The 17,031-nt window shown below is 66.9% G+C and carries 18 protein-coding genes and 1 pseudogene; 14 read left to right on the forward strand and 5 right to left on the reverse strand.

Annotated features, from left to right (window positions below; all coding sequences use genetic code 11):
- Window positions 1-553: 553 nt before the first annotated feature.
- Window positions 554-1,123 (forward strand): tyrosine-type recombinase/integrase, encoded by a 570-nt coding sequence (locus EV651_RS25340; protein ID WP_255512245.1) that lies wholly within the window; start codon window positions 554-556, stop codon window positions 1,121-1,123.
- A gap of 210 nt (window positions 1,124-1,333) precedes the next feature.
- Entirely contained in the window at window positions 1,334-2,581 is a 1,248-nt protein-coding gene (locus EV651_RS25345; protein WP_133787747.1) for a hypothetical protein, read from the forward strand.
- A gap of 82 nt (window positions 2,582-2,663) precedes the next feature.
- On the opposite strand, the gene EV651_RS25350 is transcribed toward EV651_RS25345, so the two are convergent.
- A complete protein-coding gene (locus EV651_RS25350; RefSeq protein ID WP_133787748.1) occupies window positions 2,664-3,149 on the reverse strand; it encodes a hypothetical protein in 486 nt (161 codons plus the stop codon).
- Between the two features lie 175 nt (window positions 3,150-3,324).
- Between EV651_RS25350 and EV651_RS25355 the strand changes: the two genes are divergently transcribed.
- Both EV651_RS25355 and EV651_RS25360 read left to right on the forward strand, forming a co-directional pair.
- The gene (locus tag EV651_RS25355; RefSeq protein WP_133787749.1) at window positions 3,325-3,756 is read left to right on the forward strand and encodes a MerR family transcriptional regulator; all 432 of its coding nucleotides are present in this window, start codon (window positions 3,325-3,327) and stop codon (window positions 3,754-3,756) included.
- Window positions 3,753-4,706 carry an alkylmercury lyase family protein gene (locus tag EV651_RS25360; RefSeq protein WP_133787750.1) on the forward strand — a complete coding sequence of 318 codons (954 nt, stop codon included), beginning with the start codon at window positions 3,753-3,755 and terminating at the stop codon, window positions 4,704-4,706. The genes EV651_RS25355 and EV651_RS25360 overlap by 4 nt, the downstream gene beginning before the upstream one ends.
- A 5-nt stretch (window positions 4,707-4,711) precedes the next feature.
- On the opposite strand, the gene EV651_RS25365 is transcribed toward EV651_RS25360, so the two are convergent.
- On the reverse strand, window positions 4,712-5,011 hold the full coding sequence (locus EV651_RS25365; RefSeq protein ID WP_133787751.1) for a hypothetical protein: 300 nt from the start codon (window positions 5,009-5,011) through the stop codon (window positions 4,712-4,714).
- A 111-nt stretch (window positions 5,012-5,122) separates the two neighbouring features.
- On the opposite strand from EV651_RS25365, the gene EV651_RS25370 reads away from it, so the two are divergent.
- The 5 genes and pseudogenes from EV651_RS25370 (at window position 5,123) to trxA (ending at window position 8,172) form a co-directional block, all read left to right on the forward strand.
- A complete protein-coding gene (locus EV651_RS25370) occupies window positions 5,123-5,416 on the forward strand; it encodes a hypothetical protein (protein WP_133787752.1) in 294 nt (97 codons plus the stop codon).
- A gap of 211 nt (window positions 5,417-5,627) precedes the next feature.
- Window positions 5,628-6,314: a GAF and ANTAR domain-containing protein gene (locus EV651_RS25375; protein ID WP_133787753.1), complete on the forward strand. Its 687-nt coding sequence runs from the start codon at window positions 5,628-5,630 to the stop codon at window positions 6,312-6,314.
- Window positions 6,315-6,717: 403 nt separating this feature from the next.
- Window positions 6,718-6,903 carry a hypothetical protein gene (locus tag EV651_RS25380; RefSeq protein WP_133787754.1) on the forward strand — a complete coding sequence of 62 codons (186 nt, stop codon included), beginning with the start codon at window positions 6,718-6,720 and terminating at the stop codon, window positions 6,901-6,903.
- 854 nt (window positions 6,904-7,757) lie between these two features.
- Window positions 7,758-7,892: pseudogene (locus EV651_RS42570) on the forward strand (thioredoxin-disulfide reductase); the annotation flags it as partial.
- 4 nt (window positions 7,893-7,896) lie between these two features.
- Complete coding sequence (trxA, locus tag EV651_RS25390) at window positions 7,897-8,172, forward strand: thioredoxin (protein ID WP_133787755.1); 276 nt, start codon at window positions 7,897-7,899, stop codon at window positions 8,170-8,172.
- A 21-nt stretch (window positions 8,173-8,193) separates the two neighbouring features.
- Here the strand turns inward: trxA and EV651_RS25395 are convergent, their stop codons facing one another.
- Window positions 8,194-9,201 carry a GlxA family transcriptional regulator gene (locus EV651_RS25395; protein WP_133787756.1) on the reverse strand — a complete coding sequence of 336 codons (1,008 nt, stop codon included), beginning with the start codon at window positions 9,199-9,201 and terminating at the stop codon, window positions 8,194-8,196.
- 93 nt (window positions 9,202-9,294) lie between these two features.
- On the opposite strand from EV651_RS25395, the gene EV651_RS25400 reads away from it, so the two are divergent.
- The 5 genes from EV651_RS25400 (at window position 9,295) to EV651_RS25420 (ending at window position 13,554) form a co-directional block, all read left to right on the forward strand.
- Window positions 9,295-9,933, forward strand: a complete 639-nt coding sequence (locus tag EV651_RS25400) for an HD domain-containing protein (protein WP_133787757.1) — start codon at window positions 9,295-9,297, stop codon at window positions 9,931-9,933.
- 113 nt (window positions 9,934-10,046) lie between these two features.
- Complete coding sequence (locus tag EV651_RS25405) at window positions 10,047-10,232, forward strand: hypothetical protein (RefSeq protein ID WP_202870502.1); 186 nt, start codon at window positions 10,047-10,049, stop codon at window positions 10,230-10,232.
- A gap of 207 nt (window positions 10,233-10,439) precedes the next feature.
- The gene (locus EV651_RS25410) at window positions 10,440-11,708 is read left to right on the forward strand and encodes an NAD(P)/FAD-dependent oxidoreductase (RefSeq protein WP_238157181.1); all 1,269 of its coding nucleotides are present in this window, start codon (window positions 10,440-10,442) and stop codon (window positions 11,706-11,708) included.
- A 202-nt stretch (window positions 11,709-11,910) separates the two neighbouring features.
- Window positions 11,911-12,294 (forward strand): hypothetical protein, encoded by a 384-nt coding sequence (locus EV651_RS25415; protein WP_133787759.1) that lies wholly within the window; start codon window positions 11,911-11,913, stop codon window positions 12,292-12,294.
- A 99-nt stretch (window positions 12,295-12,393) separates the two neighbouring features.
- Complete coding sequence (locus EV651_RS25420) at window positions 12,394-13,554, forward strand: NADP-dependent oxidoreductase (RefSeq protein ID WP_238157182.1); 1,161 nt, start codon at window positions 12,394-12,396, stop codon at window positions 13,552-13,554.
- A gap of 20 nt (window positions 13,555-13,574) precedes the next feature.
- On the opposite strand, the gene EV651_RS43130 is transcribed toward EV651_RS25420, so the two are convergent.
- Complete coding sequence (locus EV651_RS43130) at window positions 13,575-15,194, reverse strand: ABC-F family ATP-binding cassette domain-containing protein (protein ID WP_305000129.1); 1,620 nt, start codon at window positions 15,192-15,194, stop codon at window positions 13,575-13,577.
- Complete coding sequence (gene abc-f / locus EV651_RS25430) at window positions 15,187-16,836, reverse strand: ribosomal protection-like ABC-F family protein (protein WP_133787761.1); 1,650 nt, start codon at window positions 16,834-16,836, stop codon at window positions 15,187-15,189. Before abc-f ends, EV651_RS43130 begins: the two co-directional genes overlap by 8 nt.
- Window positions 16,837-17,031 lie beyond the last annotated feature (195 nt).

Here is a 17,031-nt window from a genome sequence, read left to right on the forward strand (position 1 = left end):
GTGCCGTCCACTTCAACGATCGGTCCCCTACTTCTCGACCGGAAGAACTCCAGAGGTCAGGGCCGCCTTCAAGAACGAGGACCCAGAGCGCCTGCAGGCATAAATACCGTCCGCGGTCAGCGTGTGTTCCGGCGGGTAGCCGGGTGGATCGCGCCCTGCACGGCCCACCAGGCAGGTTCGCATCGACTGCGCCGACCACAAGTCGCGCAACCTGAGCTACGAAGAGGACGCAGCCTTCTGGTCATGGGCGCTGATTGAGACATTTCGGCTCACCGGAATCCGCTGCGAAGAGCTACTCGAACTAACCCATGTGTCGATCGTTCCTTACTCGTCGCAGGTCCCGAACTCGTGCACGTCCTGTCCGAAGTGATCCACCGAGTTCGGGGCGGCCACCAAGACATCCCACTAACACCACGATGGGACCCGCACGACCACGAATGGAGTCCCGCGCTGCCGCACCTGTTCGCCAAGTACTGGGGGCCTGAACTCCGGCCCATCTCACCCGGCACCGTCTGGACATTGCTACGCAGATGCGGAACGCGCCAACATCATCATCGACGGCGAACAAGTCCACTTCACCACCCACGACTTCCGCCGCATCTTTGCGACCGACGCCCTGGCCAGCGGCCTCCCACCCCACATCGTGCAGGTCCTGCTCGGTCACAAGAGCATCGCCACCACGCAGGGATACGCGGCGATCTATCCCCAAGACGTGATCCGCCATCACCGCACCTGGATCGGCCAGCGACGACTCACCCGGCCCAGCGAGGAATACCGCCGTCCGACCCCCGCGGAATGGGAAGAGTTCGAAGACCACTTCGTGAAGCGCAAGGTCAGCCTCGGCAGCTGCGGCCGCGCCTACGGCACCAACTGCCACCACGAACACGCCTGCCTCCGCTGCGCGCTGCTCAGGCCCGACCGCGACCAGGCCGACCGGCTCCGCGAGATCATCACCAACCTTCACTCCCGCATCACCGAAGCCGAACAGAACAACTGGCTCGGCGAGGTCGAAGGACTGAAGGTCAGCCGCACCGGAGCACACGAGAAGCTTGAACAGGTGAAACTCCACACCGCCGCCGACGGCCCCGTTCTGCTCGGCCTTCCTACCATCAACCACGACTGACATGTCCGGCTGCAAGACGCTCGATTGCGTTGTCGAGGATGATCTGAGAGATTACTCTCGAAACATGTCTCTCACGGCTCGTCGGCACGGCGGCGAGCCGGGTCGTGCATTCCGGTGAGGATGCCAGGGAGGTAGAGCCGGGGCTGGAGCCGACCTGCCGATGCGGCACTCAATGCGTCCGGAAGCCACTCAGTAGAGGTTGGAGGACAGATGGCAGACACGACGAAGGACCCGAGCAGACCGCCCGGAATGTTCGCCGCAACAGCAGCCGACGATCGACAGGGACCGACCGCTGCCGAGAGGTTGCGGCTCATGGAGCCGGACGACTGGCACGCAGACCTCGACGCCCTCGCCAGCGGCCTCCTCGAGCGGCACCGCAACCCTTTCCACACGATCTCACCGGAACAGTTCGACGCCACAGTGGCTCGCCTGCACGATCGCATTCCAGATCTGCCCGGCACCGCAATCCTGGTCGGCTTCGACGAGGTCGCAGCAATGATCGGCGACGGCCACACCAGCGTCGAGACCGACGACCACTACCGACGCTTTCCGCTGGAATTGTTCTGGTACGGCGACCAGTTGCGCGTAGTGAAGGCGCTCACTGACAACCCTCGAGTGCTCGGTGCCCAACTGGTTGCGATCGGTGGCATCGCCGTCGAGGAGATAGACCGGCGACTCCAGCCACTCATTCCACAGGGCGAGAACGCCTGGCACGAGCGGGCCCGCAGCGCGGATCGACTCACCCGCGCCGACGTGCTCGCTGCCCTCAACTGCCTGCCCGACACCACCGCCGGCGAGTTCAGCTTCGTCGGCCAGGACGACGCGTCTTTCACAGCCGAGGTGGCATCCCTATCACCTGGGACAGCACCGTCATGGCCGCCGCCGTCGCCGGACGCCCCGCTCCGGATGCGGAACCCCGACGAGCCGCTCGCCTACACCGAACTTCCCACAACAGGCGCGACGTACGCGAACTTCCGCCGCTACGACGGCCTCGAACGGGCTGCTGGACAACTGATTGCGCACCTGCAAGACGCCGCACCAGCCCGACTGATTCTCGACCTTCGCGACAACGGCGGCGGCGACTACACCCTCGCCCGCCACAACCTCATCTACCCGATCTGGAGGCTGCCGACCATCAACCGACCCGGCGGTCTGTACGTACTGATCGGCAGGAACACCTACTCCGCCGCGATGGTCACCGCCACCGACTTCCGCCGCGAAACCGAAGCCATCCTTGTCGGCGAGCCCACCGGCGCCCGGCCCGTCGGCTACCAGGAACTCGGCACCTTCGATCTCCCCCGATCGGGCCTGCGTGCGCACTGCGCAACCCGGCACTACCGCTTCTCCGACGCCAATACCGCCGCCGTCTTCCCCGACCAGCGAATAGATCCAGACTGGAACACCGACAGATCCGGACACGACACCGCCATCGACTGGTGCCTCGCGCACCCCAAATAGCAACACTCCCGACAGAACGAACTGACCGGAGACCGCGGAACGACAACCGCACGGTGCCGCAACCGGAGGCACTACAAACTGCCTAATCCGGATAGGGCCGCCACGCCGCCGCGAGCGTTTCCAGGCGGGCTCGGCCAGCCGTCCAGCGCATCGGACGGACATCGACGCTGCCGACCGCGAGCAGGTCGAACACCATCAGCGAGGCAGGCTGCGCGGGCGCCAGGCCGCGCCGCACCGTCGCGGCAGTGTTCACCATCCGGTGCTGCAGCGCGTCGAAGTCCATCCGCTCCCCGGCCAACACCACCAGCTCGCCGTCCAGCACGCAGTCGACGTCGACCTGCGCGGCGAGCGCGGCCTGGATGTCGGGGAACTTCGCGGTGAAGTCCTTGCCGTTGCGCGACCACAGACGCACCTGACCGGCGACACACACCGCGCCCACCCTGAACCCGTCCCACATCAGCTCAAAGCGCGCTCCGCCCGGCATCGCGTGCTCGCCAGGCAACTGCTCGACCGCCTTGGCGAGTTCCAGCGCGACCGGCCCGGTCAAGTCGGGCGACAAGTTGCCCATGGCCACAGTTTCGCGCCGATGCACCGCCCTGGGGCACCCGCACTCGCGTCCCAGTTCAGCAACGGAGCCCGTTGTGGACGCTACGCGTCCACGCTTGGCGCTGCGTTTGTCGCAGACAGTGGTCTCGGCTCCGGGACTTGACTCTGTAGTTAGGTCCAGGGTTGAGGATGGGGTTATGCGAACCAGCGAGCTGGCCGGCCAGGCTGGTGTGAACACCGAGACGCTGCGCTACTACGAGCGCCGCGGTCTGCTGACCCAGCCGCCTCGGACTCCGGGCGGCTACCGCGACTACCCGCCCACGGCGGTGGAGTTGCTGCGGTTCATCAAACGAGCCCAGGAACTCGGCTTCACCCTCGACGAGGTCGAGGAACTGCTGCACCTGGACACCGGCGGCCCGGACAGCTGCGACGCAGCCCGGGCGCTGGCCGAGCACCGCCGCGCCGACCTGGAGCGCCGGATCCAGGACCTGCAACGGATGCACGACTCGCTCGCTGACCTCGTCGCGACCTGCGACCTGCCCCGCGCCGACCGCAACTGCGCGCTGCTCGGCGCGATCGACGCGATCGACGCGATCGACGCGATCGACGACAGCCAGGAGACATCGTGAAGCTCGAAGTCCTCCACGTCCCGGACTGCCCGAACCTGGCCCCGATGCTGCAACGGCTGACCGAGGCCAGCGACCTGCCCGTGACCACCCGGTTGATCGAAACCGACGCCAACGCTGCTGAGTTCGGCATGGCCGGCTCCCCCACCCTGCTGATCGACGGGGTCGACCCGTTTGCCGCCGGCGACGACTGCGGCTGCGGCTGTGGGGTTTCGTGTCGCCTCTACCGCGACCGCGACGGGCGCATCGTGCCGGCGCCGTCAGTCGAGCAGTTACGTGCGGCGATCGGGGCAGCCGGCCAGCCTCACGACACCACTGCCCCCGGGGAGGTGCTGAGCGCGTGGCGGACCCGCGCCCTGCCGCTGGACCCCACCGAGAAAGCGGTGCAGCAGGCGATCCTGCGCGCCTTCGCCACCACCGGGCGCCCGCCCACACCGGGAGACCTCGACGCCCTCACCGCCGACAGCGGCCGCGGGACCACCGAGATCCTCACCGCGCTGCACGACGTCGACGCGATCCAGCTCGCTGCGAACGGTGACATCGCGCTGGCCTACCCGTTCTCCGCGACGCCGACCCGCCACCGGGTCCGCATCGATGACCGGGTCGACATCTACGCGATGTGCGCGATCGACGCACTCGGCATCGCTGCCATGCTCGACCAAGACACCCGGATCGAGTCCTTCGACGTCACCACCGGCGACCAAGTCACCGTCACCACAACCGCCGGCCGAGCCGTCTGGGAACCGGTCGGTGCGGTGGTGTTCGTCGGCGCCCACGCAGGGGGCGGGCCGTCGGCCGACTGCTGCTGCGACTACCTCAACTTCTTCGCCTGCAACGCGGCCGCCCAAGCCTGGACCACCGAACACCCGCAGGTGCCAGGCCAGATCCTCAACCAGGCCGAAGCCGAGGAACTTGGCAACCGCCTCTTCGGGCACCTGCTCACCACAGCCTGACCGGGCTACGGCAGCCACCGGTCGATCCGCCGCAACACGCCACCGATCACCGAAACCTCGTGCCAACGGTGGCCGATCACCCACTCCCGCGCCGAGCGCACCATTCCCCGCAGCCGCGTCCCGCGCGACGGACGCAGCTGATCTTCCCGCTCGTCGGCCCTGCGTTGCAGGAACCGGGCGCACCCCAGACAGACACCGACCTCGGGGTGGGCACCCAACCGCACCAGGTCTCGATCATCGAACTCACGGGCACAACACCAGCACACCGGTGTCGGTTGCTGGACACTGTCCGGCGCAACAGTCATACGCCCATCCTCCGCGCCGCCACCGCCTATAGCTACCCGAACGAGCCCAGCCACACCGCGCTCCCGAGTCCTAAGCTCGAAGAAGGTCACCAAACCAGCGAGGTGGAAGCGATGCTGACGCGAACTCCCCAGTTACGGATCTCCGGACACGGTGCAGGCCTACGGCTCAGGCACCCCGGCAGCTGGCAACGCGATCCGCTCCAGGCGGTCCACGAATGCTGCCGAGCGTCGATCGCGCTCGACAAGGCGCTCGGCGAAGCTGTCCGAGAAGCCCTCGCGACAGGCGCCTCATGGCGCGACATCGGACTGGCACTCGGTGTCAGCGAGAACGCCGAAACACATCAAGACGTCATCAACGCACTCGGGCAGGCAAAGAGCGCCGCCTGGAGCCGGTACTGGAAGTAGCCCTCCGGCGTCGTACTCGGCCGATGCCGATGCCCCGAAACTGATGCCTACCTGACGACTACATGTGTGCTCAAAGGATCGTCGCGATGACGGAGCGTCAGCCCTCGAGGCGAACACCCCGGATCTCGGGACAGGTGGACCGCCGGGACAGGATTCGCAGTGCATGATGGTGACACCGGCTCCCGCCGGGCGGTGTTCAAGGAGGGGCCGAATGGATGAGACGTCCGCCGAGACGTTCACTCGCATCGCGCAAGAGCTGCACAAGCAGCCAGACACCAGGCACACGGTGCAAGCAGTCGCCGAGTTCGCTTTGGCCTCAGTGGGTGCCGATCATGCCGGCGTGATGCTCGTGCACGGTGGACGTCGGGTGGAGATCGCCGCCACGACGGGGCCGAAGGTTGACCGAGCCGACCAGTTGCAACTGGAACTCGACGAAGGGCCGTGCCTGTCGGCGATCGAGGCCGGCGAGACGTTCCTCATCCCAGACACCAGCTCCGAGCAACGCTGGCCCCGGTGGTGCCACGAAGTAAGCAAACTCGGGGTCGGCAGCGTACTGAGCATCAGACTGGCGACCGACGATTCGAAAGTCGGTGCGCTGAACCTCTACGCCGACACAACCGAACGGTTCACTGACGACGACATTGCTGTGGCGCAGATCCTGGGACAGCACGCCTCGATCGCGCTGGACACCGCTCACCGGCTCGATACTCTCCAGCAAGCCGTCGATGGCCGCACCGTGATCGGACAAGCTCAGGGCATCCTGATGGAGCGCTACGACCTCGACGCCGGCCAGGCCTTCTCGGTCTTGCGACGCTACTCCCAATCGCAGAACACGAAACTCGGCGAGGTCGCACGAAAACTGGCCGCCACCCGGGAACTGCCTCAATGGGATGACTGAGACCAGGAACCAACCTGCGAGAACGCGGCAAGCAACTGCCCACCATGTTCAGGCGGGCTATGCCAACCGACTACCAGCCATGGCGTGGCACGCGCCCTCGGCCCTGGATGGCTCACCCACATGCGGTTCGACGACGGCAAGGTGACGTTCCCTGCCGGAAGCTGTGCGAGCTGAGATCGACCGGAGACGCAACACAAGTCCGGTATCCGCGATCTCAAAGTTGAATCGGCTCCAGCGAGAGACGTATTACGTGGCGTTAAGCACACCATATCTCCACTCTGCTCCGCCGCTCCGGTCCTCGCACGACCAGGCAACCGAATAGCAGGAGAGATCGTTGGGTACCTGCCTTACTGTCTTCGAAGATGCCGACCGTTTCGAGTCGGCCGCGATGACGGGAGGCGAGATGACCACCACCCCGAGCAACCCGATACCGCCGCCAGATGAAACCACACCTTTCGCTGACCCGCAGCGGCAACCCGATCTGGATCCGGCCAGCCCGCTCATCGACCCTCAGCCGAGTTCCGACCCGCCGACCACACCGGACGCGGAGCCGGACAAACCACTGCCGCCCGACCCCGAACTCGACTGACCATCGGTGCGGTCGCCGCACGATGACGGCGCCTTGAGGGCAAGGGCGATCCGAGACAATCCGCCGTACATGCCGCATGGGGTCAAACCGCCGCGCCGTACCGAGGCATCGGCGAAGCCTACCCGGCACGCCGGCCCTGACTGCGGCTCCTTTGCAAGCCGAAGAGTGCAATTGCGATGGCCGGGTACGAGCGCTACCCCACGTCAGCGCCCGGCCCATGAAGATGATGCCCGATCGCATGCTGTAATCAGTCAATAGACCCGACTTGTGCTCCGCAGATTGGTGCTGGATCCGCGGCGTCCTGGACATGGCCGACCAGTTGATTATCTCGCGCGAACGCGAATTTCGAAACTCGAGTTACCGCATTTCTGACCGTGCGGTGTTTCCCTGTCGATAAACGCGCCCGTTGGCCCCGAGTTCGACCCGGTTGTGGATTATAAAATGTCGATGTGGGCACCTCGAGAACATGCCGCATTCGGTGTTCAGAAGCGCAGCGCCGAGTATTGCGTACTACCCGCGGCCCCCGACCATCCGCACCCCTACCGGTCGGGGGCCGCACCACGATCGGCGACACTGCGGCTGCGTTTACCCTGTTGTGCCCGATGCCGGACGCCTTCGCGTGTACGTCGTGGCTGCGGAAGGCGACGCGCGGTCGGGCAGGACTGTTGCCTCAACCTGCCCGACCTGGTGGCACCATTCCGTACGCGTCCGGTAACCACCTGACGACCATGTGCCCCGATCCACGCCATTGAAATCGACTGTCAGCACCGAGGAGTCGGGCGTGCGTGATCCGTAGTACTGGGTGAAGGCGTTGCGTTCGCGGGGCATGACCTTGGAGTGGACGAAATGGCGGCGATCACCGCTACCGGCAGGCCATCAGGGCCGCCGGCACCGGCTGCGCCGCCGCCCTCGACGCCGAGCGCTTCCTTTCCGCACTTGAGTACCAAGCGATCTCCACCGAACCCATCTCCGGCCTGACCCGAAACTGAGGAACTGCCCGTCGTCGTCGACTTCTGGGCCGAATGGTGCGGCCCCTGCAAGCAAGTCACCCCGATCCTCGAGGCGCTCGCCGGCGAGCACGGCGACAAGATCACCTTCCTGAAGATGAACAGCGACGAGAACCCCGCTGTCCCCGGCATGTACGGCGTCATCAGCATCCCGACCGTCAACGTCTACGTGCGCGGCGAACTGGTCAAGTCCATCGTCGGCGCCAAGCCCAAGGCCGCACTGCTCAAAGACCTCGCGCCGTACGCCGACCTCAGCGCCTGACCTCCGTTGGTCGCCGAGCGGCTAGCTCGAGCCGCGGCGCGCCGTGCTGAACCGGCGCTGGTACGCGGCCGGCGAGATCGCCAACTCGCGGGCGAAGACTCGACGCAGACTCTCGTAGCTCGGGAAGCCGGCGCGCGCAGCCGCCTGCGTTGCCGTGTGGCCCTGGTCGAGCAACGCCTTGGCCAGGTCGAACCGGATCAGCTCCACGTACCGCGTCGGCGTGGTGGCCAGTTCGTCGTGGAAGAGCCGGGTGAGGTGCCGCGGGCTCACGTTGAGGTGCCGAGCGAGTTCGGCGAGGGAGTAGTCGCCGGAGGGATCGGCCGTCACCAGATCGACGATCGTGCGCAGCGCCGGCGTCCTCGGCGGCGGGCCCTGCAGAGGGACGGAGAACTGCGACTGACCGCCCGAGCGCTGCAGGTACACGACGAGGTGACGGGCCGCGTTCCGGGTCAGCTCCGGCCCCTGGTCCTCCTCGACGAGTGCCAGCGCCAGGTCGATGCCGGCACTCACACCCGCCGACGTGTACGTCGTACCGTCGCGGACGTAGATCGAGTCGGGCTCGACCGTCGTCGAGGGATGCCGGTTGGCGAGTTCGTGGGCCACCTTCCAGTGCGTCGTGGCCCGCTTGCCGTCGAGCAGTCCGGCCGCGCCCAGCACGAACGCGCCGGTGCAGATCGATCCCACCCGGCCCGCACGTGCAGCCAGTGCCCGGGCCGCCTCGACCACGTCGCGGTCGATCGCGGTTCGGGGGTAGACATCGCCACCGGCGACCAGGAACGTGTCGGCAGCCGGCGCCGCGCCGGTGTCGCCGTCGACATCCATGCGGATGCCGATCGACGAGGTGACGGGCTGACCAGTCGGCGACACCAGTACCACCTGGTACTCGGCGCCCAGCCGATTGGCTTCGGCGAACACGTCGGCCGGACCCGCGACATCGAGCAACTTGACGCCGTCGTACACGAGGATCGCCACCTGGTGCGGGCTGGACGACGCCTGGGCGGCAGGCGTGTCCGGATGCGGGTGGTTCATGGCCGTACCGAGGCGGCGCGCGAGACGGGGAGTGCGTGACTGTGGAGACCGGGCGAACCGTTCGCCGCAACGACGCCGGAAAGTGCAAGGTCCATGACCGAGATCATCGCAGCAGTGCGCATCCCCGAGACACCAGCGGCCGCCGAAGCCGCACAGTGGGTCCGCGAGCACTCCAGCTCGCTCATCTATCACCACTCCCGGCGGGTCTTCGTCTTCGGAATGCTGCACGCCCGGCTGCTGGGGCTGGAGCCGGATCCGGAGCTGGTCTACCTCTCCGCCCTCTTTCACGACGCCGGCCTGCTGACGCCGTTCTCCGATACCGAGCAGCGGTTCGAGCTGGACGGCGCGGATCACGCGCGCCAGTTCCTGCTGGAGCGCGGATTCAGCAAGGGCGCGGCGGATGTGGTGTGGACGGCCATCGCGCTGCACACGACGCCGGGGGTCCCCAGCCGGATGGGGCCGGAGATCGCCGTCACGACGTACGGCGTACTGACCGACGCGATCGGCTTCGGTCTCGACCAACTGGAACCGGCGGACGTGGCGGCGGTGACGGCGGCCGATCCGCGCGGGGATTTCAAGCAGGAGTTCCTGCAGACGTTCGTCGACGCACTGAAGGACCGGCCGGACACCACCTTCGGCACGATGAACGCCGACGTGCTGGCGGAATTCGTACCGGGCTTCCGTCGGCTCAGCGTGGTCGACCGCATCCGGTCAGCCCCCTGGCCGACCTGAGCCGCCACGTGCCGAGCTCAAGATTGACAACCGACCAGTCACTCGACGTTGCTCTAGGCACCATTTCCCGGAAACCCCTCGGCCGTAGGGCCAACCGAAGAATCGGAGGAATCATGACGAACACGCTGCCCGCCTGGGAGGAGACCGGCTACTTCTCCGGGACCGACCGCGCCGCCCTGCGTCTGACCGAAGCGATCACGCTCGTGTCGGACGGACACGTCAGCGACGCTGACTACGACGCCGCCGCGGCCGCCCTCACCCGGTCCAGATCTCGGCCGTCGCCTGGCTGGTCACAGTGATCAACGCCTTCAACCGCGTCGCCATCACCAGTCGGTACCCCGTCGCCGGCTGACCGCGAGGGTCTCACCGGAACTAGCGCAAGCAGACCGTAAGTGTCGTCGCCAAGTCATCAGTCATGCTTGGCTGGTGTTTGGTCGTTCGCGAGTGGACGAGAGGAGGAGGGGATCACCGGTTGGTGGCCCTGACAGCTGATGAGCAGTGCGCGAGTGGTAATCGTGGGTGCGGGGTTTGCGGGGTATCACGCGGCGCGGGGGTTGCAGCGGGTCGCGCCTGAGGCCGAGATCATGCTGATCAATCCGACCGACTACTTCCTGTACCTGCCGCTGCTGCCCGAGGTCGCAGCCGGCGTGCTGGAACCGCGGCGGATCTGCGTGTCGCTGCCCGACCGGCTGCCGAACGTGAAGCTCAAACTCGGCATGGTGACGGCCATCGACATCAACGGCCACGGCGTCGAATGGGTCGACCCCGAAGGACGACGCAGTACGGCGGAGTTCGACCGGCTGGTGCTGGCGTCGGGCAGCGTGAACAGGCTGCTGCCGATTCCCGGCGTCGCCGAGTACGCACACGGATTCCGGAGCATCTCCGAGGCGCTGTTCCTGCGCGACCACATCACCCGGCAGCTGGAACTCGCGGCGGCGACCAACGACCGCGACCAACGCGACGCGCGATGCACCTTCGTCGTGGTCGGAGCCGGATACACCGGCACCGAGGTCGCCGCCCAAGGCCAGCTGTTCACCCGCCGGCTGCTCAAGCAACTACCCGCACTGCGCAACCAGCGGGTGCGGTGGGTGCTGGCCGACCTTGCTGACCGACTCCTGCCGGGACTCCACCCGCGGATGTCAGCAACCGCCGAACGCGTACTACGCAAGCGCGGCGTCGACGTCCGCACCGGCGAGTCCGTCGAGTACGCCGCACCCGACTGCCTGCGCATGACCAAGGGCGAGGAAATCCCCACCCGATCGCTCATCTGGTGCGTCGGCGTACGGCCGGACCCCTTGGTCGATGGGCTCGCACTGCCCACCGATCGCGGCCGGCTCCGGGTTCACGAGACGCTTGTCGTAGAGGGCCGCTCGCACGTGTTCGCCGTCGGGGACTGCGCCGCCGTCCCCGACGTGACCCAGCCCGGGTCGGTCACCGGGATGACCGCGCAGCACGCCCAGCGCCAGGGCAAGCTGGTCGCCCGCAACGTCGCGGCCTCGCTAGCAGGCGCCGAGCTCGAGCCGTACAAGCACCACGATCTCGGTTTCCTGGTCGATCTCGGCGGATGGCAGTCGGCCGCCAACCCGCTCGGGATCCCGCTGTCCGGGCTCCCCGCCAAAGCGGTCACGCGGGGATACCACCTGCTCTCCTTGCCAGGGAACCGCACCCGGACCGCGACAGACTGGACGATCAACACCGTCATGCCGCCGCAAGCGGTGCAGTTCGGCCTGATCGGCGCCGACCAGGTACGCCTCGACTGCACCGCCCCCAGCTGACGCTCCAGGATCCACGCCCTCTGCAAACCCCGCCGCCGCCCAGGCCCTGGAACGAGCCTTCGAAGACTCCCACCTCCTCTGACGACATCGGACTCGCGGTCGACCCGGTCGATTGACCGATCCCTTCAGCCCACTGACAGACCAGCGAGTCGGTGGGTGGCGTGCTGGCGTCGCCTGGCTCGCCGCGCACTACTCTTCTCGGATGGTCGAGGAAGTAGGGCCGCTGAAGGATGAAGTCCAGACTGCTGTACCGCACGTTTGGCAAGAGACACTCGCCGCGATCGTCGATTCCCTCATTCGAGGAGAGTCCCGCATCGGCGAGAGCATCGACAACGTTGAGCCGATGTCCGAGGAAGTGTCGAACCGATGCCGCGACAATGTCGCGAGCTATGGATCGACCTTGATCCGGCTGCCTGAGGCAACTTGGAGCACGTCAGTCGCGATGTGGCAAGGAGACCACTGGGCGTGCCTCGTTGACCTCTGGACCGCCGAGGAAGGTCGCAGCGACCTCGTACTGGACGTCGCAGTCTCCGAAGACAGCGAAACGGCATTTCGATTCCGCCCCTACCTGGTCTACGTCCCGTAGCGAGGAGGGTGGTGCGCCGCCGGGCTGCCAGTGGCCGTGCCGGATCACCAGACGAGCGGTTGGCCCGCTGTGGTTTCCATTTCACGACGGTCCCGCGACGTGGATCAGTACGGATTCTCCGGGGAACAGAGCGGTACGGCGATGCCTGGTGGCCAGATCCGGGACCCTGTCGACAAGGCGTTCAAGGTCCGTGAGGCCGGACACGCCACGACGGTCCTGCTCGCACTCGGCTACCCCGACAGAGGAGCAGTAGAGCAACCCAAGCTCGCGGTTCGAAACGGACGAGCTGTTCACTTTCGTCTGATCGCGGTGAAGGCTACAACCGAGTACAGGAGGCACCTGATGAAGGCGATTGTTGTGCAGGACCAGGCTGGAGGGACAGCCGGGATGACGCTGACCGAGCGTCCGGAGCCCGCGGCCGCCATCAACGATGTCGTCGTCCAAGTTCATGCGTCGGGCTGGATCTCGACGGAGCTGGACTGGCCGTCGACCTGGACCGACCGAGCCGGCCGCGACCGTGCACCTTCGATCCCTGGGCACGAGCTGGCCGGAGTCGTGAGTTCCCTCGGCTACGGTACGACGGGATTGTCCGTCGGGGAGCGCGTGTTCGGTATCGCTGACTGGCACCGCGACGGTTCGCTGGCGGAGTACGTGGCGGTCGAAGCCCGCAACCTCGCTCCGCTGCCCGACGACCTCGACGTCAGGGTCGGCGCGAGCCTTCCGATCTCGGGGTTGACCGCGTGGCAAGGGCTGTTCCAACACGGCCGCCTGAAGTCAGGGCAGAGCGTCCTCGCGCACGGTGCGGCCGGCGCGGTCGGAACGATGGTGACGCAGCTGGCTCGCGAGGCCGGCGCCCACGTCATCGGCACCGGTCGCGCCGCCGACCGTGCGAAGGCGCTCGATTTCGGCGCCCATGAGTTCGTCGATCTCGAGAAGGACGCGTTGGAGGACGTCGGCGCGGTTGATCTGGTGTTCGACGTCATCGGCGGCGACATCCAGAAGAGATCCGCGGCCATGATCAAGGCGGGCGGTTCGCTGGTATCGATCGTCGGCCCGGTCGAGGCCAGGCCGGCCGACGGCCGGGCGGTGGACTTCGTCGTCGAGGCCGACCGCGGCCAACTGACCGAGATCGCTCGGCGGGTGCAAGACGGAAGATTGCGCACGAACATCGGAACGACCACGACCCTCGACGACGCCGTCGCCACCCTCAACTCCACCGAGCGAGCCAAGGGCAAGACGGTCGTTCTCATCAAGCCGTGAGACAGGACCTCTGATCAACCTCACAGGCGCAACTGTTGGTGAGGCCAGCGGGTGCGGAGCCAGCGGTCGTGGGTCGCCAGAACCGTCGTACCGGGACTGGTAGACAGTGCCTGCTCCAGTTCGTCGGCCAGGCTCGGGGACAGATGGTTCGTGGGCTCGTCGAGGAGGAGAAGTTCAGGCGGCTCGGCGATCAACAGCGCCAGCGCCAGGCGACGGCGCTGGCCCACCGACAGGCGGCCCACGGCTGTGTCCAGGTCTCGTGACGCCAGGAGACCCAAACCGGTGAGCGGAACCAGCTCGGACCGCTCCGGGCCGAGGGCCAGGTTGTAGGTCTCCCGTGCGCTGCGATCGGGGTGGCTGAACACCGTGTCCTGGGTGAGCAGCCCGATGGTGAGTCCGGCGCGCCGGCGTACGAGGCCGGACGGCGTCAGGTGGCCCGCCAGTACCGCGAGAAGCGAGGACTTGCCGGCGCCGTTGGGACCTGAGACGAGCAGACGGTCGCCGGGTTGCAGGTCGAGACGATTGAGTGTGAGCCGACCTGGGACGTAGATGTCGCGAACGGAGACGAGGGGTTCGGTCGTCTCTACGACCCGTCTCGTGAGGGGCGCGTGAAAGCGGAGAAGGTCAGGCGGCTCGGGAATCTGGTTCCGTTCCAGCGCGTCCAACCGGACCGCGGCGCTGCGGACTCGTCGCGAGATCTGGTTCTGGACCCGCCCAGCAGTGTGCCCGTACCCCATCTTCTCGTTGTCGCGCTTCAGTCGGCCCGGCGCGACATCATGCGCGGTCTCCGCGACGACGAGCCGGAGGTGGGCCAGCTCGGTCTGTTCCTCGTCGTACCGGCGTCGCCACCGTTCCCGGTCGGCCTGCTTCTGCTCCTGGTAGTCCGTGTAGTTGCCGCCGTAGCGCACCGGTCCGTCGACCGAGGGATCGAGATCGATCAGATCCGTGCAGACCGCGTCCAGGAAGGCCCGGTCGTGACTTGCGACCACGACAACACCCGGTAGCTCGCGCAGGTGCTCCTCGACGAATCCGGCCGCCGCATCGTCGAGGTGGTTGGTCGGCTCGTCCAGCAGCAACGCGGTGGGCCGGCGCACGAGAAGTGCCGCCAGCGCGAGGCGTCCGCGCTGGCCACCGGACAGCGTTTTCAGTTGCCGATCGTGCCGGAGCTCCCCCAACCCAAGGCCCGCCAGAACGATCGCGGCCCGGCGATCCGCATCCCAGGCCTGCCGATCGTGGGCGCGTTCCAGTCGATCGCCGTACTGAGTCAGCAGCTCGTTGTCGTCGGGCCGCTCGGCGAGCGCCGCGGTCAATCGATCGAGCGCGGCGAGATCGGCGCGTGCATCCCGGAGAGCATCGTCGAGTACGTCGGCCACCGTCTGCTCGGCCCCGAACGGCAACTCCTGCTCGAGAAGCCCCAGATCCGCGGGCCGGACGACGTCGCCGCCGTCGGGATCGTCCGCGCCGGCCAACAACCGCAACAGCGTGGACTTGCCGGCACCGTTCTCCCCGATCAGACCGATCCGCTGCCCGGGTGACGCGGTCATCGATACACCGTCGAGCACTCGCCGAGTGCCGCACGTGCGGACCAGATCCCGAGCGATCAAGGCCGGTCCGCGACCGTCCGCCGCTGGATCAGCCACGGCTGTCGGCGCCTGGAACGTCCTGTGCGCTTGCCTCGAGCAACCGCCGTTCATCGATGCGGAGCCATCTGGACACCTTGATCTCGGTGAGGAAGCGCTCGTCATGGCTCACGACGACGAACGCACCTTCGTAGGCGTTCAAGGCGCTTTCGAGCTGGCTCACGCTGAGGAGGTCGAGGTTGTTGGTCGGTTCATCCAGGAGAAGCAGCTGCGGCGCGGGTTCGGCGTACAGGACGCAGGCGAGGGTCGCGCGAAGGCGCTCGCCGCCGGACAGGACACCGACCGGTAGGTGGATTCGTGAGCCGCGGAAGAGGAACCGGGCCAGGAGGTTCATCTGTTGTGCTTGCGGCATGCCGGGGGCGAAGGCGGCCAGGTTCTGGGCGATGGTGCGGTCGAGGTCGAGCAGATCCAGGCGTTGGGAAAGGTAGGCGACGCGGCCGTCGGCTCGTCTGATCTCGCCTGCCGAGGGCGTGAGGTCGCCGTGGATCAGCCTGAGAAGGGTGGACTTCCCCGCGCCGTTGGGACCGATGAGGGCGATGCGTTCCGGGCCGCGAATGGTGAGGTCGGCGCCGGCGAGGATCTCACGGCCGCCCAGCTCGACCCGAACGCCCTCGCTGTGGAACAGCGTGCGGCCTGCCGGCACGTTGGTCGCGGGGAGTTGAAGTGCGATCTTCTGCTCGTCCCGGACCGCCCGGCCGGCCTCGTCGAGCCGGGCCTTGGCATCGTTGACCCGCGCGGTGTGCGTCTCGTTCGCCTTACCTGCCGACTCCTGCGCGTTGCGCTTCATCGTCCCGGCGAAGATCTTCGGCAGACCCGCGTTGCCCAGGTTCTTGCTCGCGTTGCTGGCTCGCCGCGCGGCCCGTTCTCGGGCCTGCTGGAGTTCGCGCTTCTCCCGCTTGACCTCCTGCTCGGCGTTCCGCACGTTCTTCTCGGCGACCTCGCGGGCTGCTTGCACAGCTTCCTCGTACGCCGTGAAGTTGCCACCGTAGGTGTGGATCTCGCCGCGATCCAGCTCGGCGATGCGGTCCGTCCGGTCGAGCAGCGCGCGGTCGTGGCTGACCAGAACCAGGCAGCCGGTCCAGTCCTCCAGTACGTCGTACAGCTTGCGCCGGGCAACTAAGTCGAGGTTGTTGGTCGGTTCGTCGAGGAGCAGGACGTCCGGTCGCCTGAGCAACTGGGTCGCCAGGCCGAGTGAGATGACCTGGCCACCGCTGAGCGTACTCAGACTCCGCTCGAGCTCGAGATGTCCGAGGCCGAGCCGATCGAGCTGGGCAATTGTGCGCTCCTCGATGTCCCAGTCGTCGCCGACGCTGGTGAAGTGTTCCTCCGCGACGTCGCCGGATTCGATCGCGTTGAGCGCCTGGATGATCGGCGCGACGCCCAGCACCTCCGCGACGGTCAGATCGCCCGCCAGGGGCAAGGTTTGCGGCAGATAGCCGACCACGCCTTCGATAGAGACATTGCCCGCGGTGGGGCTGAGTTCGCCGGCGATCAGCTTGAGCAGCGTGCTCTTGCCAGCGCCGTTCGGTGCGACGAGACCGGTGCGCCCGGCACCGATCGCGAACGACAGCCCGTCGAAGACAGGCGTGTCGTCAGGCCAGGAGAAGGACAGATTGGACACAACGACAAAGGCGTCAGACATGCGAAAGACCTCGAGGTGAGACGCCGGGCAGGCAACAGCCGCTCAGCGGGAGACGGGATGATGGAACGACAAGACGGCCACGGCTGCACGAGCCAGCGGCCTGTCACCTCGGGACTCACCCGGAGATGTCGTCTTCACCCACCACGTCTGATCTCCTCCAGAAATCTCGCCCTCCACGGTAGCAAACGTTCCCCC

The organism is Kribbella sp. VKM Ac-2571 (assembly GCF_004362255.1).
In the GTDB taxonomy this organism is placed as follows: domain Bacteria; phylum Actinomycetota; class Actinomycetes; order Propionibacteriales; family Kribbellaceae; genus Kribbella; species Kribbella pratensis.

Coding starts and splice junctions, on each gene's coding strand:
- EV651_RS25365 (WP_133787751.1), bottom strand. CDS start 5,011: ATGACTGTTGCGCCGGACAGTGTCCAGCAACCGACACCGGTGTGCTGG.
- EV651_RS25375 (WP_133787753.1), top strand. CDS start 5,628: ATGGATGAGACGTCCGCCGAGACGTTCACTCGCATCGCGCAAGAGCTG.
- EV651_RS25355 (WP_133787749.1), top strand. CDS start 3,325: ATGCGAACCAGCGAGCTGGCCGGCCAGGCTGGTGTGAACACCGAGACG.
- EV651_RS25415 (WP_133787759.1), top strand. CDS start 11,911: ATGGTCGAGGAAGTAGGGCCGCTGAAGGATGAAGTCCAGACTGCTGTA.
- EV651_RS25395 (WP_133787756.1), bottom strand. CDS start 9,201: ATGAACCACCCGCATCCGGACACGCCTGCCGCCCAGGCGTCGTCCAGC.
- EV651_RS25405 (WP_202870502.1), top strand. CDS start 10,047: ATGACGAACACGCTGCCCGCCTGGGAGGAGACCGGCTACTTCTCCGGG.
- EV651_RS25345 (WP_133787747.1), top strand. CDS start 1,334: ATGGCAGACACGACGAAGGACCCGAGCAGACCGCCCGGAATGTTCGCC.
- abc-f (WP_133787761.1), bottom strand. CDS start 16,836: ATGTCTGACGCCTTTGTCGTTGTGTCCAATCTGTCCTTCTCCTGGCCT.
- EV651_RS25370 (WP_133787752.1), top strand. CDS start 5,123: ATGCTGACGCGAACTCCCCAGTTACGGATCTCCGGACACGGTGCAGGC.
- EV651_RS25380 (WP_133787754.1), top strand. CDS start 6,718: ATGACCACCACCCCGAGCAACCCGATACCGCCGCCAGATGAAACCACA.
- EV651_RS25400 (WP_133787757.1), top strand. CDS start 9,295: ATGACCGAGATCATCGCAGCAGTGCGCATCCCCGAGACACCAGCGGCC.
- EV651_RS25350 (WP_133787748.1), bottom strand. CDS start 3,149: ATGGGCAACTTGTCGCCCGACTTGACCGGGCCGGTCGCGCTGGAACTC.